General features: G+C 67.5%; 12 protein-coding genes. 7 read left to right on the top strand and 5 right to left on the bottom strand.

Features of this window, described 5'->3' with window-relative positions:
• Positions 1 to 243 precede the first annotated feature (243 nt).
• Positions 244 to 1,806: a glycoside hydrolase family 32 protein gene (locus tag AC3A4Z_RS14650; RefSeq protein WP_498712385.1), complete on the top strand. Its 1,563-nt coding sequence runs from the start codon at positions 244 to 246 to the stop codon at positions 1,804 to 1,806.
• A 70-nt stretch (positions 1,807 to 1,876) separates the two neighbouring features.
• Here AC3A4Z_RS14650 and hxlA read toward each other — a convergent pair whose 3' ends face one another.
• Positions 1,877 to 2,500, bottom strand: coding sequence for a 3-hexulose-6-phosphate synthase (hxlA, locus tag AC3A4Z_RS14645; protein WP_493971095.1), 624 nt, complete (start codon positions 2,498 to 2,500; stop codon positions 1,877 to 1,879).
• 58 nt (positions 2,501 to 2,558) lie between these two features.
• The gene (hxlB, locus tag AC3A4Z_RS14640; RefSeq protein WP_498712382.1) at positions 2,559 to 3,167 is read right to left on the bottom strand and encodes a 6-phospho-3-hexuloisomerase; all 609 of its coding nucleotides are present in this window, start codon (positions 3,165 to 3,167) and stop codon (positions 2,559 to 2,561) included.
• Positions 3,168 to 3,296: 129 nt separating this feature from the next.
• Here hxlB and AC3A4Z_RS14635 point away from each other — a divergent pair, with 129 nt between their 5' ends.
• Positions 3,297 to 4,571, top strand: a complete 1,275-nt coding sequence (locus tag AC3A4Z_RS14635) for a helix-turn-helix transcriptional regulator (protein WP_498712381.1) — start codon at positions 3,297 to 3,299, stop codon at positions 4,569 to 4,571.
• Between the two features lie 93 nt (positions 4,572 to 4,664).
• On the top strand, positions 4,665 to 5,471 hold the full coding sequence (locus tag AC3A4Z_RS14630) for an IclR family transcriptional regulator (protein ID WP_498712379.1): 807 nt from the start codon (positions 4,665 to 4,667) through the stop codon (positions 5,469 to 5,471).
• Here the strand turns inward: AC3A4Z_RS14630 and AC3A4Z_RS14625 are convergent.
• Together AC3A4Z_RS14625 and AC3A4Z_RS14620 are read right to left on the bottom strand one after the other, a co-directional pair.
• Positions 5,468 to 6,631 (bottom strand): MFS transporter, encoded by a 1,164-nt coding sequence (locus tag AC3A4Z_RS14625; RefSeq protein WP_498712378.1) that lies wholly within the window; start codon positions 6,629 to 6,631, stop codon positions 5,468 to 5,470. The genes AC3A4Z_RS14630 and AC3A4Z_RS14625 overlap by 4 nt on opposite strands.
• Positions 6,632 to 6,658: 27 nt before the next feature.
• Positions 6,659 to 7,348 carry a GntR family transcriptional regulator gene (locus AC3A4Z_RS14620; RefSeq protein ID WP_498712375.1) on the bottom strand — a complete coding sequence of 230 codons (690 nt, stop codon included), beginning with the start codon at positions 7,346 to 7,348 and terminating at the stop codon, positions 6,659 to 6,661.
• 107 nt (positions 7,349 to 7,455) lie between these two features.
• Here AC3A4Z_RS14620 and AC3A4Z_RS14615 point away from each other — a divergent pair, with 107 nt between their 5' ends.
• From AC3A4Z_RS14615 to AC3A4Z_RS14600, 4 genes are read left to right on the top strand one after another with little or no spacing between them, the layout of a single operon-like run.
• Positions 7,456 to 8,214 carry a LamB/YcsF family protein gene (locus tag AC3A4Z_RS14615; RefSeq protein ID WP_498712373.1) on the top strand — a complete coding sequence of 253 codons (759 nt, stop codon included), beginning with the start codon at positions 7,456 to 7,458 and terminating at the stop codon, positions 8,212 to 8,214.
• Between the two features lie 49 nt (positions 8,215 to 8,263).
• Complete coding sequence (locus AC3A4Z_RS14610; RefSeq protein WP_498712371.1) at positions 8,264 to 9,616, top strand: MFS transporter; 1,353 nt, start codon at positions 8,264 to 8,266, stop codon at positions 9,614 to 9,616.
• An 18-nt stretch (positions 9,617 to 9,634) separates the two neighbouring features.
• Positions 9,635 to 11,368, top strand: coding sequence for a 5-oxoprolinase subunit B/C family protein (locus tag AC3A4Z_RS14605; protein ID WP_498712370.1), 1,734 nt, complete (start codon positions 9,635 to 9,637; stop codon positions 11,366 to 11,368).
• 7 nt (positions 11,369 to 11,375) lie between these two features.
• Complete coding sequence (locus tag AC3A4Z_RS14600; RefSeq protein ID WP_498712368.1) at positions 11,376 to 13,139, top strand: acetyl/propionyl/methylcrotonyl-CoA carboxylase subunit alpha; 1,764 nt, start codon at positions 11,376 to 11,378, stop codon at positions 13,137 to 13,139.
• Positions 13,140 to 13,171: 32 nt separating this feature from the next.
• On the opposite strand, the gene AC3A4Z_RS14595 is transcribed toward AC3A4Z_RS14600, so the two are convergent.
• A complete protein-coding gene (locus AC3A4Z_RS14595; RefSeq protein WP_493971104.1) occupies positions 13,172 to 14,104 on the bottom strand; it encodes a LysR substrate-binding domain-containing protein in 933 nt (310 codons plus the stop codon).
• Positions 14,105 to 14,147 lie beyond the last annotated feature (43 nt).

The following is a 14,147-nucleotide window of genomic DNA, read 5'->3' as shown; positions in this document are numbered from 1 at the left end:
AGCGTTTGATCACTTAGAAGCTAGCGTGAGAAACGACGCTGATCAAGCGTTTTAGCAAAATTATCTCCGCGAGTAGTGGAAGTGGGGGATGGCAGCGGAGCTTTTTGCCCAAATGCTTGACCATGAAGGCGCTCCGGCGGTAGCTTCTCCTGCTAAAGCGCTTAATCAATCCGAGGCCGGGCCCCGACGAAGGTGCACCGCCGCGGGCTCGGGCAGAGCCGCCCCCACGAGAGGAAGTCAACGATGACCCATGCCATTTCCCGCCGCCGTGTCCTGCAGGGCACAGGAGCAGGCGCCCTCGCACTGTTCACCGGAAGTGCACTGACTGCAGCGCCAGCCCAGGCCCTCGCCCGGGGGTCGCTGCGGGCGGTCTTCCATATGACGCCGCCGTCCGGCTGGCTCTGCGATCCGCAGCGCCCGGTTTACCTGGACGGGGCCTACCATCTCTACTACCTTCACTCCACGCAGAACAACGGCCAGGGCGGCTGGGACCATGCCACCACCACCGACGGAGTGGTTTTTGCCCACCATGGAGTGGCGCTGCCCCTGCGGGCGGACTTTCCCGTGTGGTCCGGCTCAGCAGTGGTGGATGCCGCGAATACTGCTGGCTTCGGCGCCGGTGCAATTGTTGTGCTGGCCACGCAGCCCACTGATGGCATCCGCAAGTACCAGGAGCAATACCTGTATTGGTCCACCGACGGCGGTTACACATTTACAGCACTGCCCGATCCGGTGATCTTCAACAGCGACGGCCGGACCGCCACCACCCAGGCGGAGATCGAGAATGCGGAGTGGTTCCGCGATCCGAAGATCCACTGGGACGCGGCGCGCGGTGAGTGGGTGTGCGTCATTGGCCGTGCCCGCTACGCGGCCTTCTATACCTCCACAAACCTGCGCAACTGGCAGCTCAGGCACAACTTCGACTTCCCGAACCACGCCCTGGGCGGGATAGAGTGCCCGGACCTGTTCGAGATGACAGCCAATGACGGCACCCGCCACTGGCTGCTCGGCGCCAGCATGGACGCCTACAGCATCGGGCTGCCCATGACGTACGCCTACTGGACCGGAAGGTGGGACGGGGAGCAGTTCCTCGCGGACGACGTCAACAACCCGCAGTGGCTCGACTGGGGCTGGGACTGGTACGGCGCCGTCACATGGCCCGTGGCGGAGGCGCCCGATACGCGGCGGTACGCGATCGGCTGGATGAACAACTGGAAGTACGCCGCCCGTGATGTTCCCACCGACGCCACCGACGGGTACAACGGCCAGAACTCCATCGTCCGCGAACTGCGCCTGGAGCGCCAGGCGGGCGGGTGGTACTCGTTGCTCAGCAGCCCGGTCGGGGCACTGGCGCAGTACGCCACGGCCACCACCAACCTCCCGGACCGCACGGTGAACGGAAGCGCACTGTTGCCATGGAGCGGCCGGGCCTATGAGCTGGAACTGGACATCTCCTGGGACGCAGCCGCTAACGTCGGGGTTTCCGTGGGCCGTTCCAGTGACGGTGCACTGCACACGAACATCGGCAAATACGGCAACGAGTTGTACGTGGACCGGGGACCGTCGGACCAGGCGGGCTTCTCACTGGTCCCGTACACGCGGGCGGCGGCACCCATTGATCCCGCCGCGCGCTCAGTACACTTGCGGATCTTCGTGGATACGCAGAGCGTCGAAGTGTTCGTCAATGCCGGCCACACGGTGCTCTCGCAACAGGTGCATTTCGCGGAGGGCGACACTGGAATTTCCCTGTACACCGACGGAGGCCCCGCCACCTTCTCCCGCATCAAAATCCGTTCGTTCGAATAGCCCGCAACGCGAACGGCGGCCCGCACCAAAAGGTAAGGGCCGCCGTCGTAATTCTCGATGAGGTCCGAAGTTAGATGATCGCGGCCTTCAATTCTTTGGCAGCGACGGCGGGGTCGTCGGCGCTGTAGATGGACCCGCCGACGACGGCCACTTCAGCACCTGCACGCTGCACCGCTTCGATGGTGGAAAGGTTCACGCCGCCGGCCACGGAGAACGGGACGCGGGCCTCTTCGCCGGCGCTTAGCAGAACATTCAGGTTGTAGCCGGGCTTCGCCTGTTCATCCAGGCCGGCGTGGAATTCGATGAACTTGGCTCCGAGCGCACGGGCTTCCTTGGCCCGGGTGACCTTGTCCGCAACGCCAATCAGGTCCACAACAATGCCCTTGTTGTGAGCCTTGGCCGCCTTCACGGCCCCGGCGATGGTGGAGTCGTCGGCGCTGCCCAGGACGGAGACCAGGTCCGCGCCGGCAGCGAAGGCGATCTCGGCCTCCAGTTCGCCGGCGTCCATGGTCTTCATGTCGGCGAAGACAATCTTGTCCGGGTGGGCTGTCTTGACAGCGGTGACGGCGGACAGCCCGGCGTTCTTCACCAGCGGCGTGCCCAGCTCGATGATGTCCACGTACTCGGCGACTTTGCCGGCCAGGTCGAGTGCGGCTTCGACGGTGAGGACGTCCATGGCGACTTGCAGTTTCATGTTCTATCTCTTTCGGTTTGGCGGGTTGTTGCGGAGGCTTGTTGAGGGAGGGGGATACTTATTCGAGGTTCGCGTGGCGCTGCCAGAGGTCCTCCGGGGCGGCGGCCTCCTCGTCCCACAGGCTTTGGAATACCGCCTCGGTGGAGGCGAACAGCACCTGCTCGAAGAGGCTTCCGGAGTACTGCCGGGTCACTGCCGAGCCGTGGTCCGTCTTCTGCGCCGCAGGAATCAGGACGACGGCGGCCGCGGCGTTGGCGAGCGGGGAACTTTTGCTGGTGGTGTAGGCGGCCACGCGGGCGCCCTGGGCGACGGCGGTTTCCGCCGCTTTAACCACGCCGGCGGTGGTGCCGGAACCGGATGCCGCGAGCAGCAGGTCGCCGGCCCGGATGGCAGGTGCTGTGGTCTCACCCACCACATGCACGGTCAGTCCGAGGTGCATCAGCCGCATCGCCGCCATCTTCAGGACCAGGCCGCTGCGGCCGGCGCCGGTCACGAAGATCCTGTCGGCCAGCCTCAGCTCCGTCACCAGGGCGGCCACCTCTTCGTGGTCGACCCGCTGGAAGACGGTGCTGATCTCATCCAGGATCAAGGTGCGGTTCTGGTCAAAGGCACGGGACGTGCCGGTCAGGGCTGAATGGGACGGGTCTGTTGCTGCGACAGCACTCATGCGTACCTCCTTGGACGTTGTAACCCCTCCATGCTCGCCCGTCCTGCGGGTGGGTCCAACGCCATGATCGGACAGTCTGCACCACCCAAAAGGGTAGGTGGTTCCGCGCATCACCCGTACACTGGGCAGGTGGAACACCCCAACACCGCATTGCTCGAAGCCGTCGCCGCCCTGGCCACTGCTCCGCTGCTGGAGATTGCCCACCGGCTGCGGGAGGCCGTCAGCCCCTACTGGGAATCGACTGCCCTGGTGATTTTCACCGAGGACTGCACCGGCCGCCCGCAGAAGAAGTCCGGTGCCGAGGCCATCATCAGCCGGGTCTCGATCGCCGAACTCGACGCCATCCGGGCCACGCTGCTGGCCGACGGGGACGGCGGGACGTGGTGCGGTGAAGCCACCTTCGGCGGCGGCATCCGGCAGATCCTTGCTGTTTCGTCGCCCAGCAATGCGCTGCTGGTCCTCTCCGACCCGCAGCCAATTCCTGCCTCCGACACTGGGCCGGACCCGCAGTGGCTGCTCAACTACTTGTGGATGCTGGCGGCTGAACGGATCCGCGAAAAGGTGGCTGATGCGCCGCCGTCGTACCTCATTGAATCCCGCGCCGCCTCGGCAGAGCGCCTGCGGGTGACGGCCGAACTGGTGGACCAGCATTCCACCACCCTCGAGACCCTGCTTGCGGCGCTCAGGTCCCCCGCGCTGGCCGACGCTGCCGCCCGCACCGCCGCAACCGACGTGGCAGCCAAAGCCCTGGTGGGCCTGCGCACGCTCAGCGACCGGACCACTGACCTCGTCGAAGAGCCTGTGGCTTCCGCGTTCCAGCGCCTCCGCGAGGACCTCCGCCCGCTGATGAACTTCAGCGGGATAGACGTGCAGTTCATCGAACCGCCGGTCAACGGCCGGGCGCTGCCCGGCGAGGTGGCGCACGCGGCGCGCGCCATTGTGCGCGGACTGGTGCTGGCGATGGTGGACCAGCAGGGCGTCCGCCGGGTCCGGACGCAGTGGGATTGCGACGGCGCCAACCTGCTCATCAACGTGCGCGACGACGGCCCCGGCGAACTGTCCGCATCGGCGCCGGCCATGGCCCGCCTAGTCCAGCGCGTCGAGGCCCTCAACGGCAGCATGGGTGTGGACGTGATGCCCGGCTGGGGTGCCGACGTCGCCGTCGCCCTCCCGCTGGATCCGCCGGCCCGTCCGCTGGCAGAGGCGGCCGACTGGAACCTGGGGGAGCGGGAACTTGAGGTGCTGCAGCTGCTGGCCGCAGGGCAACGGAACCGCGGCATCGCCGCGAAGCTTCACATCAGCGAGAACACCGTGAAGTTCCACCTCCGCAACCTCTACCGGAAGATCGGCGCCTCCTCACGGACGGAAGCCACGGCGCTCGCGCACAGCAACGGCCTGCGTTAACGCGCTTAGCGCAATGTCAGCTCCGTCACAGCTCCCGGTCTAGGATCGAAATGTGGAACCAAACCAGTGGTGCCACGGGCGGGAGTATGGATCGTGGCTTCGAAGAATGACCGGGAACCCGATGCCGACGCGGAGGCGGGCCACGGCGGCGTGCAGTCCGTGGACCGTGCCCTCGCGGTCCTGGAGATCCTGGCGCGGGACGGCCACGCGGGCGTGAGCGACATCGCCGAGGAAATGGGCATCCACAAATCCACCGTCTCCCGGCTGCTGGGTTCGCTGGTGAGCAGGGAAATGGTCCACCAGAACAGCGACCGCGGCAAATACCAGCTCGGCTTTGGCATCCTCCGGCTGGCCAGCTCCATCCCGGGCAGGCTGAGCCTGGTCCGCGAGGCCCGGCCCGTGCTCGAGGCCCTCGCGGAGGAGTTCAAGGAAACGGTGAACCTGGCCGTCCTCCGCTCCAACTACGCCGTCAACGTGGACCAGGCGATGGGCCCGTCCACCCTGGCCACTTACGACTGGGTGGGCAACCTGACACCGCTGCACGCCACCTCCAGCGGAAAGGTCCTGCTGGCCGCCCTGCCTGCCGAGGAGCGGGACCGCATCCTGAAGGAAACAGGCTTGCCGCCGCGGACTCCGCGCACCATCACCAACCGCAAGGAACTCGAAACCCAACTGCTCGACGTCGCGCGCGACGGGTACGGGGTGGTGCGGGAAGAGTTTGAGATCGGCCTCACGGCAGTCGCCGTTCCGGTCTATAACCACCTGGGCGCGGTGATCGGGGCCATCAGCATCTCCGGACCGGCCTTCCGCTTCGACCCGGAGACGGCGCCGGGACTCATCGAAGGCCTTCAGCAGGCCGGGCTGCAGGTCAGCGCCCGGATGGGCTACACCCGGCGCTAGCTGCTGCTTGAACCTGCCGAAGCCCCCGCCGGATACGCAGCCATCAGCGCAGCCGAAACCACCCACATAACGCCGATCCCCGCCACGGCCAGTCCGCCACCCCATCCGGTGGCGGAGGCGGCAAGTCCCGCACCGGCAGCGGACGCCGAGGCCCGGAAGCCCGCGCCGACCGTGAAGATCTGGGACCGGAGGTGCGGCGGGCTCAGGTGGTTGCGGAGGAAGAGCATGGCTGCGGAGGTGGGGGCGGTGAAGACTCCGGACAGGCCAATGGCGGCCACCGTCCAGGCGGTGCCGAAATCGAAGGCCGCCCCGATGGTCAGCAAACCCGTGGCCAGGAATCCCAGCATCATCACTGTGTGCGGGCGGGCGCGGGTGGGCCGGATGGTCTCGTACAAGGCGCCAAGAAGGCTTCCGACGGCGAACGCGGTCACCAGCAGTGCGCCTTCCCCGGGTGAACCGACGCGTTCGATGGAGAGTGCAACCGCTGCCACCGCGAGTCCGCCCTGGCCAAGTTGGGTCAGGGTGGAAGCTCCCGTGACCACCGCCAGGGGCCGGTGGCTGACGATGCGGTGCAGGCCGGATGTGACCGTTTGCCACACCGAACCACCGGTGCGTCCACGGGCCTTCAGTCTGGCAGCGGCCGCGCTGACGGCTCCGGCGAACGCGGCGGCTGACAGGATCCATAAGGCGGCGCCGCCGGGCAGGAACGTGGCTACGACCGCCACGAGCGCAGGCCCGGCCACCGCGGAAATGTTGTAGGAGAGCGCGTCGTAGGCGAAGGCCCGCCGCTGGTCCGGGATCTCGTCTGCCACAAAGCTCGAAAGCCCGCCCATGTAGAAGGGCGAGAGCGCTCCTGCGACGGCCAGGAACGCGAACACCACGGGCAGTGGGACCTCGCCGAGGAAGGACGCCATGGCGAGGGCAGCAGCGGTCAGGAAACCAGCCACCGCGACCAGGACCCCTGGCCGGCGGGAGCGGTCCAGGGCCGCACCCACCATGGGCGCTGCAACAACGCTGGGTCCAAGGGAAACGGCCACCAGGGCGCCGCCGATTGAGACGTCGTCAAGTTCCTGGACCGCGAGGATGGGGATGGCAACGGTAGAACCTGCCATCGCCAGCCGCGGCGGCACCGAGGCCGCAAGGTATCCAAGCGCGCTCATTCCGTTTCCCCGGCCGCTGCCCTGCGCTTACCCGGCACCGGCACCGTGTACATCGCTCAGGTTGTCCTCCGACCGGTCCAGGTAGGCCAGCAGCAGGTTGGCCGCCCGGTCCAGCTCCCCGGACTCGAGGGCCGCGCAGATCGCCTCGTTGTCCGGCAGGTAATGCCGGTAAAAGTCTGCATCCATGGTGGCTTTATGAAAGTAGAGGCGCATTTCCGCCAGCACCTGGCCCATGATGCTGTTCAGCCGCGGGCTGCCGGCCATCGCAACGATGGCGCCGTGGAAATGCTGGTTTGCGGTGCCCAGGGCTTCGTCGTCGCCGGCATCCGCGGCGCGTTTGCCTTCGTCCACGGCTGCCCGGACCGCGGCGATGTCCTCGGCGCTGCCTCCGCCGCGGACCGCGCTGACCTCGATGGCGCGCCGGACCGTATAGACATCGTGGATGTCCCCGGCGTCGAGGGTCGCCACAAAAACGCCGCGGTTGGGGAGGCGGACCACCAGCCGTTCACTGGCAAGTTCGGCGAACGCCTCCCGGACGGTATTGCGGGAAACCCCCAAATCCTCCGCAATGGTGGACTCGGTGAGCCGGCTCCCCGGCAGCAGCGTCCCCTCCGCGAGCTGGCGCCGCAGCTCATCCGCCACCCGCTCGGCCACGGAAGGTACTGCGACCCGGAGGCGGCCAGGAGCCGGCCGAACGGTGGGGCTCGAAGAGGTCATACCCCAGAATTTACACGATCGCCAGATCGTTGAATCGAAGGATCGTTGAACAATTCCGATTTTTGGTGCATCCTAGTAGGGAGCCACCAATGAGACGGGAATCACAAATGACAACCATCGACCTCAACAGCGATGTGGGCGAATCCTTTGGGCGCTGGACCCTGGGCGACGACGCGGCCATGTTCGGTTCGGTGTCGAGCGCGAACGTGGCCTGCGGTTTCCACGCCGGTGATCCCACCGTCATCCGCAGGACCTGCCGGAACGCGGAAGCCGCCGGCATCGTCATCGGGGCCCATGTGGGCTACCGCGACCTGGCAGGTTTCGGCCGCCGCTTCCTGGACGTCAGCCCCGTGGAACTGGCCGACGACGTCGTCTACCAGATCGGTGCCCTGCAGGCCCTGGCAGCAGCAGAGGGAGCCCGTGTCCGGTACGTGAAACCGCACGGCGGCCTCTACAACGCCATCGTCAGCCACACTGCCCAGGCGCAGGCCGTCGTCGACGCCGTGAAGTCGGTTGACCCGGGCCTGCCCATTCTGGGCCTCCCCGGTTCCGAGGTCCTGCGGCTTGCGGAGCAAGCGGGCCTGCGCGCAGTGACGGAGGCTTTTGCCGACCGGGCGTACAACCCTGACGGAACACTTGTCTCCCGCTCACAGCCCGCAGCGGTCCTTCACGACCCCGCCAAAGTGGCGGAGCATGTATTAAGGATGGCCACGGAAAACTCCGTCCGGGCCATCGACGGATCCATCCTGAAGATCCACGCAGAAAGCATCTGCGTGCATGGTGACTCACCGGGGGCCGTAGCCATGGCCGCCGCCGTGAAGTCCGCACTTGAGGACGCCGGTGTCAGCATCGGCTCGTTCCTCTAAACCCCGCTGCACCTCACCCCCGCACTATCCCCATTCCCCGGAGGAAAACATGACCGGCACCAACAAGGCAGCCAGGACCGCGGCAAGGAAGCCGCCAGCCGGCGCGCTGAAGGCCTACATCGCCAGCCTTACCGGCACATCGCTGGAGTACTACGACTTCGCCATCTACTCCGTCGCGTCGGCGCTGGTGTTCCCCAAGATCTTCTTCCCCTCGAATGACGAGTTCGTGGGGCTGCTGCTCTCCTTCTCAGCCTTCGCGGTGGGTTACCTGGCCCGCCCCATCGGCGGCGTCATCTTCGGCCGCCTGGGCGACAAAATCGGCCGCAAGTACGTCCTGGTATTCACCCTGGTGCTGATCGGCGTCGCCACTGTCCTCATTGGTGCGCTGCCCGACTACTCGGTGATCGGCGCAGCAGCTCCCACCATCCTGGTGCTGCTGCGCCTGGCCCAGGGGATCGGCGTCGGCGGCGAATGGGGCGGCGCAGTGCTGCTGTCCAGCGAATTCGGCGACCCCAACAAACGCGGCTTCTGGTCCTCCGCAGCACAGATCGGCCCGCCCGCCGGCAACCTCATGGCGAACGGCGTCCTGGCCATCCTGGCCGCCTCACTCAGCACCGAAGCCTTCCTCTCCTGGGGCTGGCGCGTAGCGTTCCTGGCCTCCGCCCTGCTGGTGGTCTTCGGCCTGATCATCCGCCTCAGGCTTGAGGAGACCCCGGTCTTCAAGGCGATCCAGGCCAAGGGCGACCGCCCCAAGGCGCCCATCAAGGAAGTCTTCACCACCGAGCCGCGCGCCCTGGTGTCGGCCGCCCTCTCGCGGGTCTGCCCCGACGTCCTCTACTCCCTGTTTACCGTGTTCGTGGCCGTCTACGCCACCAAGGAGCTCGGCATGACAACGGGCAACGTCCTGGCCGCAATCCTCATCGGCTCGGCGTTCCAGCTTTTCCTGATTCCTGCTGCCGGCGCCCTCACCGACCGCGTGAACCGGCGCTGGATGTACGGCATCACGGCCGCCGCAACCGCCGTCTACATTCCGCTGTTCTTCCTTATGATCTCCGGCAAGTCCGTGGTGATGCTGACTATCGGCGTGGTGATCGGGCTGGCCCTGCACGCCTTTATGTACGGCCCGCAGGCCGCTTTTATCACCGAACAGTTCCCGGCCCGGCTCCGCTACGCCGGCAGTTCCCTGGCCTACACCCTTGCCGGCGTGGTGGGCGGCGCCGTGGCTCCGCTGATCTTCACGGCGCTCTACGGCGCAAGCTCCGGCGGCTGGTACCTGATCGCCGGATACATCGCGCTGACCGCTGTGGTGACCATCGTGGGCATGCGCCTGGGCCGCGACCCGCAGCCGGAAGCGGACCTCCAGCTGCTCCACACCAGCCAGGCGGGGGAGAGCCGCGCCTGAGCGGCGCGGCCGTCTTCCATGGAAACAGTCACTAACACCACCGCCGGCCCCGCCGCCCGGGTAGTCGCTGTCCGGCCTGTGGGCACCACCGCAGTGCTGGCCGAACTGGCAGGGCTCCATGACGTGCTGGCGCTGCAGGCCGTGCTCCTGGAACACCCGTTGCCAGGCCAGGTCGATGTCCTGGCGGCCGCCGAAACCGTGCTGGTCAAGGCCGATTCGCCCCAGTCCGCACGGCGCATCGCAGCCCGGCTGCCTGAGCTGGACCTGGCTGTCCAGGCACAGTCGGAGGGCAAACTGGTGCAGATCGACACCCTGTACGACGGCGAGGACCTCGCCGAAGTGGGCCGGCTGACCGGGCTGGGGGTTGATGGAGTGGTGGCAGCCCACACGGGGCAGGTCTGGACCGTGGCGTTCGGCGGCTTCGCGCCGGGCTTTGGGTACATGGTGGGGGAGAACCAGTCCTTGGAAGTCCCGCGGCGGAGTTCACCGCGCACCGTGGTCCCGGCGGGATCGGTGGCGCTTGCAGGCAACTACTCTGCGGTGTATCCGCGGCAGTCACCGGGCGGCTGGCAGCTGATCGGGCGCACTGCCGCCCGGATGTGGGACCTCGGACGGGAGCAGCCGGCTTTGGCTGCGCCGGGGGACCGGGTGCAGTTCCGGGCGGTGCGGGAGCTGGTGGAGCTTTTGGATCCCGCTTCCCCGGCTGAAAGCGTTACAGAGGCCGGTGCAGCTTCCGGACTTCGGATCCTGTCGCCCGGACTCCAGAGCCTGGTCCAGGACCTGGGCCGCCACGGCCATGGCGGGCTGGGGGTGTCCGCGGCGGGGGCGCTGGACCGGTCCTCGGTGCGCCGCGCGAACCGGATCGTCGGCAACCAGCCATCGGCCGCCGTCGTGGAAAGTGTGGTCGGCGGGTTGCGTGTGCAAGCGGTTGGCGACCAGGTCCTCGCCGTCACCGGTGCCCCCGTGGCACTGACCATTGCGCCGCCGTCGGACGTTCCCGGCGCCGGCACCGCCGGGGACGGCACGGCCGCGGACGGCGCGGCGGATGACAGCACCGCCGAGGACGACGGCGGCCGCTCCGGGGACGTGCGCCACGCACCGATGGCCACGGCGTTCGCCCTGCTGGACGGCGAAATCCTGACCCTTGGGGCACCGGAGCGCGGATTCCGCACCTACCTTGCCGTCCGCGGCGGTGTGGACACCCAACCCGTCCTGGGCAGCCGCTCCACCGACACCATGTCCGGCATCGGCCCCGCCGCCCTGGCGGCAGGCGGGTTCATCAAGGCGGGGAAAGCCACCTCCTCAAACGTGGTGGGCAATCCAGAGGTGCAGCCGGACTATCCGGACACCGGAGTGACCGTCCTGGACATCGTGCCGGGACCGCGGGATGACTGGTTCGACGCTTCCACGCTGGACTCGCTCTGCAGCCAGGAGTGGACGGTGACTCCCCGCTCAAACCGGGTGGGGATGCGCCTGGACGGCAAACCCCTGGATCGGAGCCGGAGCGGAGAGTTGGCCAGCGAGGGGACTGTGGCTGGAGCCCTCCAGGTTCCGCCCGAGGGGCAGCCCGTGCTGTTCCTCGCTGACCATCCCATTACCGGTGGCTACCCGGTGGTGGCAGTGGTGGTGGACCACCAGCTGGACGTCGCCGCCCAGGTCCCCATCGGCGGACGCCTCAGGTTCCGCTGGGCGCCCGGATATCCACTGCCCGCCACTACCCATACTTCCCCCGACGCTACCCAGACGAAGTGAGCAGCATATGCGCAAGGTCCTGATTGCCAACCGCGGAGAGATCGCCGTCCGCATCGCCCGCGCCTGTGAGGACGCCGGCCTGGAATCCGTAGCGGTGTACGCGGACGTTGATGCCGACGCCCTGCATGTAGGCGCGGCTTCCGAGGCCTATAGCCTGGGTGGCAACGCGCCGTCTGAAACCTACCTGGACATTCCCCGGCTGCTGCGCGTCGCCGCGGAGTCCGGCGCGGACGCGGTGCACCCTGGCTACGGTTTCCTGTCCGAGAACGCCGACTTTGCCCAGGCTGTCCTCGACGCCGGCCTGACGTGGATCGGGCCGTCACCGCAAGCCATCCGGCTGCTGGGCAACAAGATCACGGCCCGGGAGATCGCCGTCCGGGCTGGCGCGCCGCTGGTGGCGGGCAGCGACGGACCGGTGGCATCGGCGGCCGAAGCACGCGCCTTCGCCGAAGAGCACGGCCTGCCGGTGGCCATCAAGGCGGCCTTCGGCGGCGGCGGGCGCGGGCTGAAAGTGGTTCGTGAGATGGACCAGATTGAGGAAGCCTTCGATTCGGCAGTGCGCGAAGCGGTGGTGGCCTTCGGCCGCGGCGAATGCTTTGTGGAGCGGTACCTGGACCGGCCCCGGCATGTGGAGGCGCAGGTCCTGGCGGACCTTCACGGCAACGTGGTGGTGGTGGGAACACGCGACTGCTCCCTGCAGCGCCGGCACCAGAAACTGGTGGAAGAGGCGCCGGCACCGTTCCTCACCGGGAAGCAGACCAGCCAGATTTACGACGCCGCCAAGGCCGTGTGCCGGGAAGCCGCCTACTCCGGTGCCGGAACAGTCGAGTTCCTGGTCGCCGCGGACGGGACCGTCGCGTTCCTCGAGGTGAACACACGCCTCCAGGTGGAGCACCCCATCACGGAGGAGACCACGGGCGTGGACCTGGTCCAGGAACAGCTGCGCATTGCCGCCGGCGAGCCCCTGCGGTTCGCCTCCGATCCGGCGCCGCGCGGACACTCCTTTGAATTCCGGCTCAATGCCGAGGACGTGGGCCGTGGTTTCCTGCCCTCGCCCGGAACCATCGCCACCTTCAGCGGGCCCACGGGCCCGGGAATGCGGCTGGACCCGGGCGTGCGCGCCGGTTCCATCGTGGCGCCACAGTTCGATTCCCTGCTGGCCAAGCTCATCGTCACCGGCGCCGACCGGCAGCAGGCGCTGCGCCGTGCCCGCCGCGCCCTGGCCGAAATGGAAATCACCGGCGTAGCCACCGTCCTGCCGTTCCACCGCGCCGTGGTCCAGGCCCCCGACTTCACGTCAGAGACGGCGCTCGCCGTCCACACCCGGTGGATCGAGACGGACTTCGCCGATGCCATCGCGGCGGATCCCGGGTATGCCACCTCCGTCCCGGATGGTGCGCGGCGCACCATCACCGTTGACGTCGACGGCCGGCGCCTCGCCGTCGGCCTTCCCGCGGACCTGCTGGATGGATGGGCGCGCTCAGGGGGAGGCCTTCCCCAAGGCGCTTCGGTGGAGGACGGGCGCGACGGCGGCGCTGCCGCCCGCGCTGTTGACCCCGGCGACCTGCGGGCGGACATGGCCGGGACCGTGGTGAAGTGGCTCGTGCAGCCGGGCGCCCATGTCGCCGCGGGGGACCCCGTCGTTGTCCTTGAAGCCATGAAGATGGAAACCCAGGTAGCCGCCCACCGGGACGGGACCGTCACGGATATCCGGGCGGAAGCCGGCGGCGTGGTGACTGCCGGCGCTGTACTGGCGACCATCGGGACTTAGAAGCGGTACCGGCGCGCCCCGGCCGGCAGCACTCAGAGATCCTCTTCAAGCCTGCTGGTGAGGATCCGGTTGGCGTTGACCTGCAGGATGTCGAGCGACTCCTGAATCAGGGGTGAGGCGATGCTGCCCCTGCGCACCGCGGCGATAATGCGGCGCGTGGGTTTTGTCTTGCCGGTGATGCGCAGCCGAACCACGTTTTCGGCTCCATGCAGAGGTGCCAGCCGGGGCAGCAGGCCGACGCCCAGCCCCGCACCCACGAACGCGATGTGGGTTTCCCACTCGACGGCTTCATGGGCAATCCGCGGTGTCACCCCGACTGCCGTGAACGCCGCGGTGAAGAGGGAATGGTAGGTGGAACCGGCGGTCTCCGTGATCCAGGGTTCCGAGGCCAGCTCTTCCAGCGTCGCTGTTTCCCGTGAGGCCAGGGGATGGTCACCGGCAATGATGACGTCCAGTGGATCGTCGAGCAGAACCCGCTGCTCGAAGCGCGGATCGTCCTCACCATAAGTGTCGGACTGCATGGCGACGATGACTGCAAGGTCGATTCGTTCCGCAATCAACAAGTCGAAGCAGCGGGCCGGATCAGCCTCAAGAACCTGCACCTCCAGCAGGGGGCGTGTGGTGCGCAGGGTGGCGGCCAGCGGCGCGAGCAACTGGGCGGCCGCGGTGGAGAATCCGCCGAGCCCAAAACGGGACTGCACCTGGTCACCGGCCTCCATGGCCGCGGCGCGCAGGCTCTCCCATTCCGCGATAAGGGTGTCCGAGCCCTCCACGAGAAAGCGGCCCGTGGCGGTCAGCCGCACACCCCGGCCGTCCTTCGTCAGCAGCTGCATTCCCAGCACGCGCTGAAGCTCCCGTAACTGCGCGGAAACCGCGGAGGGAGAATATCCCGTGAGCTCCGCGGTTGCGCCAACAGTCCCGCACCGGGCAAACACCCGAAGTGTTATGAGCCGTGGATCGATCATGCATCCATTGTGCATGGTTATCTTCAAAATCTTGCGCTTTTGT

This window comes from Arthrobacter sp. Soil_C_49 (assembly GCF_057656635.1).
The sequence above is the reverse complement of the archived record's forward strand: the minus strand, read 5'-3'. Positions and strand labels throughout refer to the sequence as shown.

Coding starts and splice junctions, on each gene's coding strand:
- AC3A4Z_RS14650 (WP_498712385.1), top strand. CDS start 244: ATGACCCATGCCATTTCCCGCCGCCGTGTCCTGCAGGGCACAGGAGCA.
- hxlA (WP_493971095.1), bottom strand. CDS start 2,500: ATGAAACTGCAAGTCGCCATGGACGTCCTCACCGTCGAAGCCGCACTC.
- hxlB (WP_498712382.1), bottom strand. CDS start 3,167: ATGAGTGCTGTCGCAGCAACAGACCCGTCCCATTCAGCCCTGACCGGC.
- AC3A4Z_RS14625 (WP_498712378.1), bottom strand. CDS start 6,631: ATGAGCGCGCTTGGATACCTTGCGGCCTCGGTGCCGCCGCGGCTGGCG.
- AC3A4Z_RS14620 (WP_498712375.1), bottom strand. CDS start 7,348: ATGACCTCTTCGAGCCCCACCGTTCGGCCGGCTCCTGGCCGCCTCCGG.
- AC3A4Z_RS14615 (WP_498712373.1), top strand. CDS start 7,456: ATGACAACCATCGACCTCAACAGCGATGTGGGCGAATCCTTTGGGCGC.
- AC3A4Z_RS14610 (WP_498712371.1), top strand. CDS start 8,264: ATGACCGGCACCAACAAGGCAGCCAGGACCGCGGCAAGGAAGCCGCCA.
- AC3A4Z_RS14605 (WP_498712370.1), top strand. CDS start 9,635: ATGGAAACAGTCACTAACACCACCGCCGGCCCCGCCGCCCGGGTAGTC.
- AC3A4Z_RS14600 (WP_498712368.1), top strand. CDS start 11,376: ATGCGCAAGGTCCTGATTGCCAACCGCGGAGAGATCGCCGTCCGCATC.
- AC3A4Z_RS14595 (WP_493971104.1), bottom strand. CDS start 14,104: ATGATCGATCCACGGCTCATAACACTTCGGGTGTTTGCCCGGTGCGGG.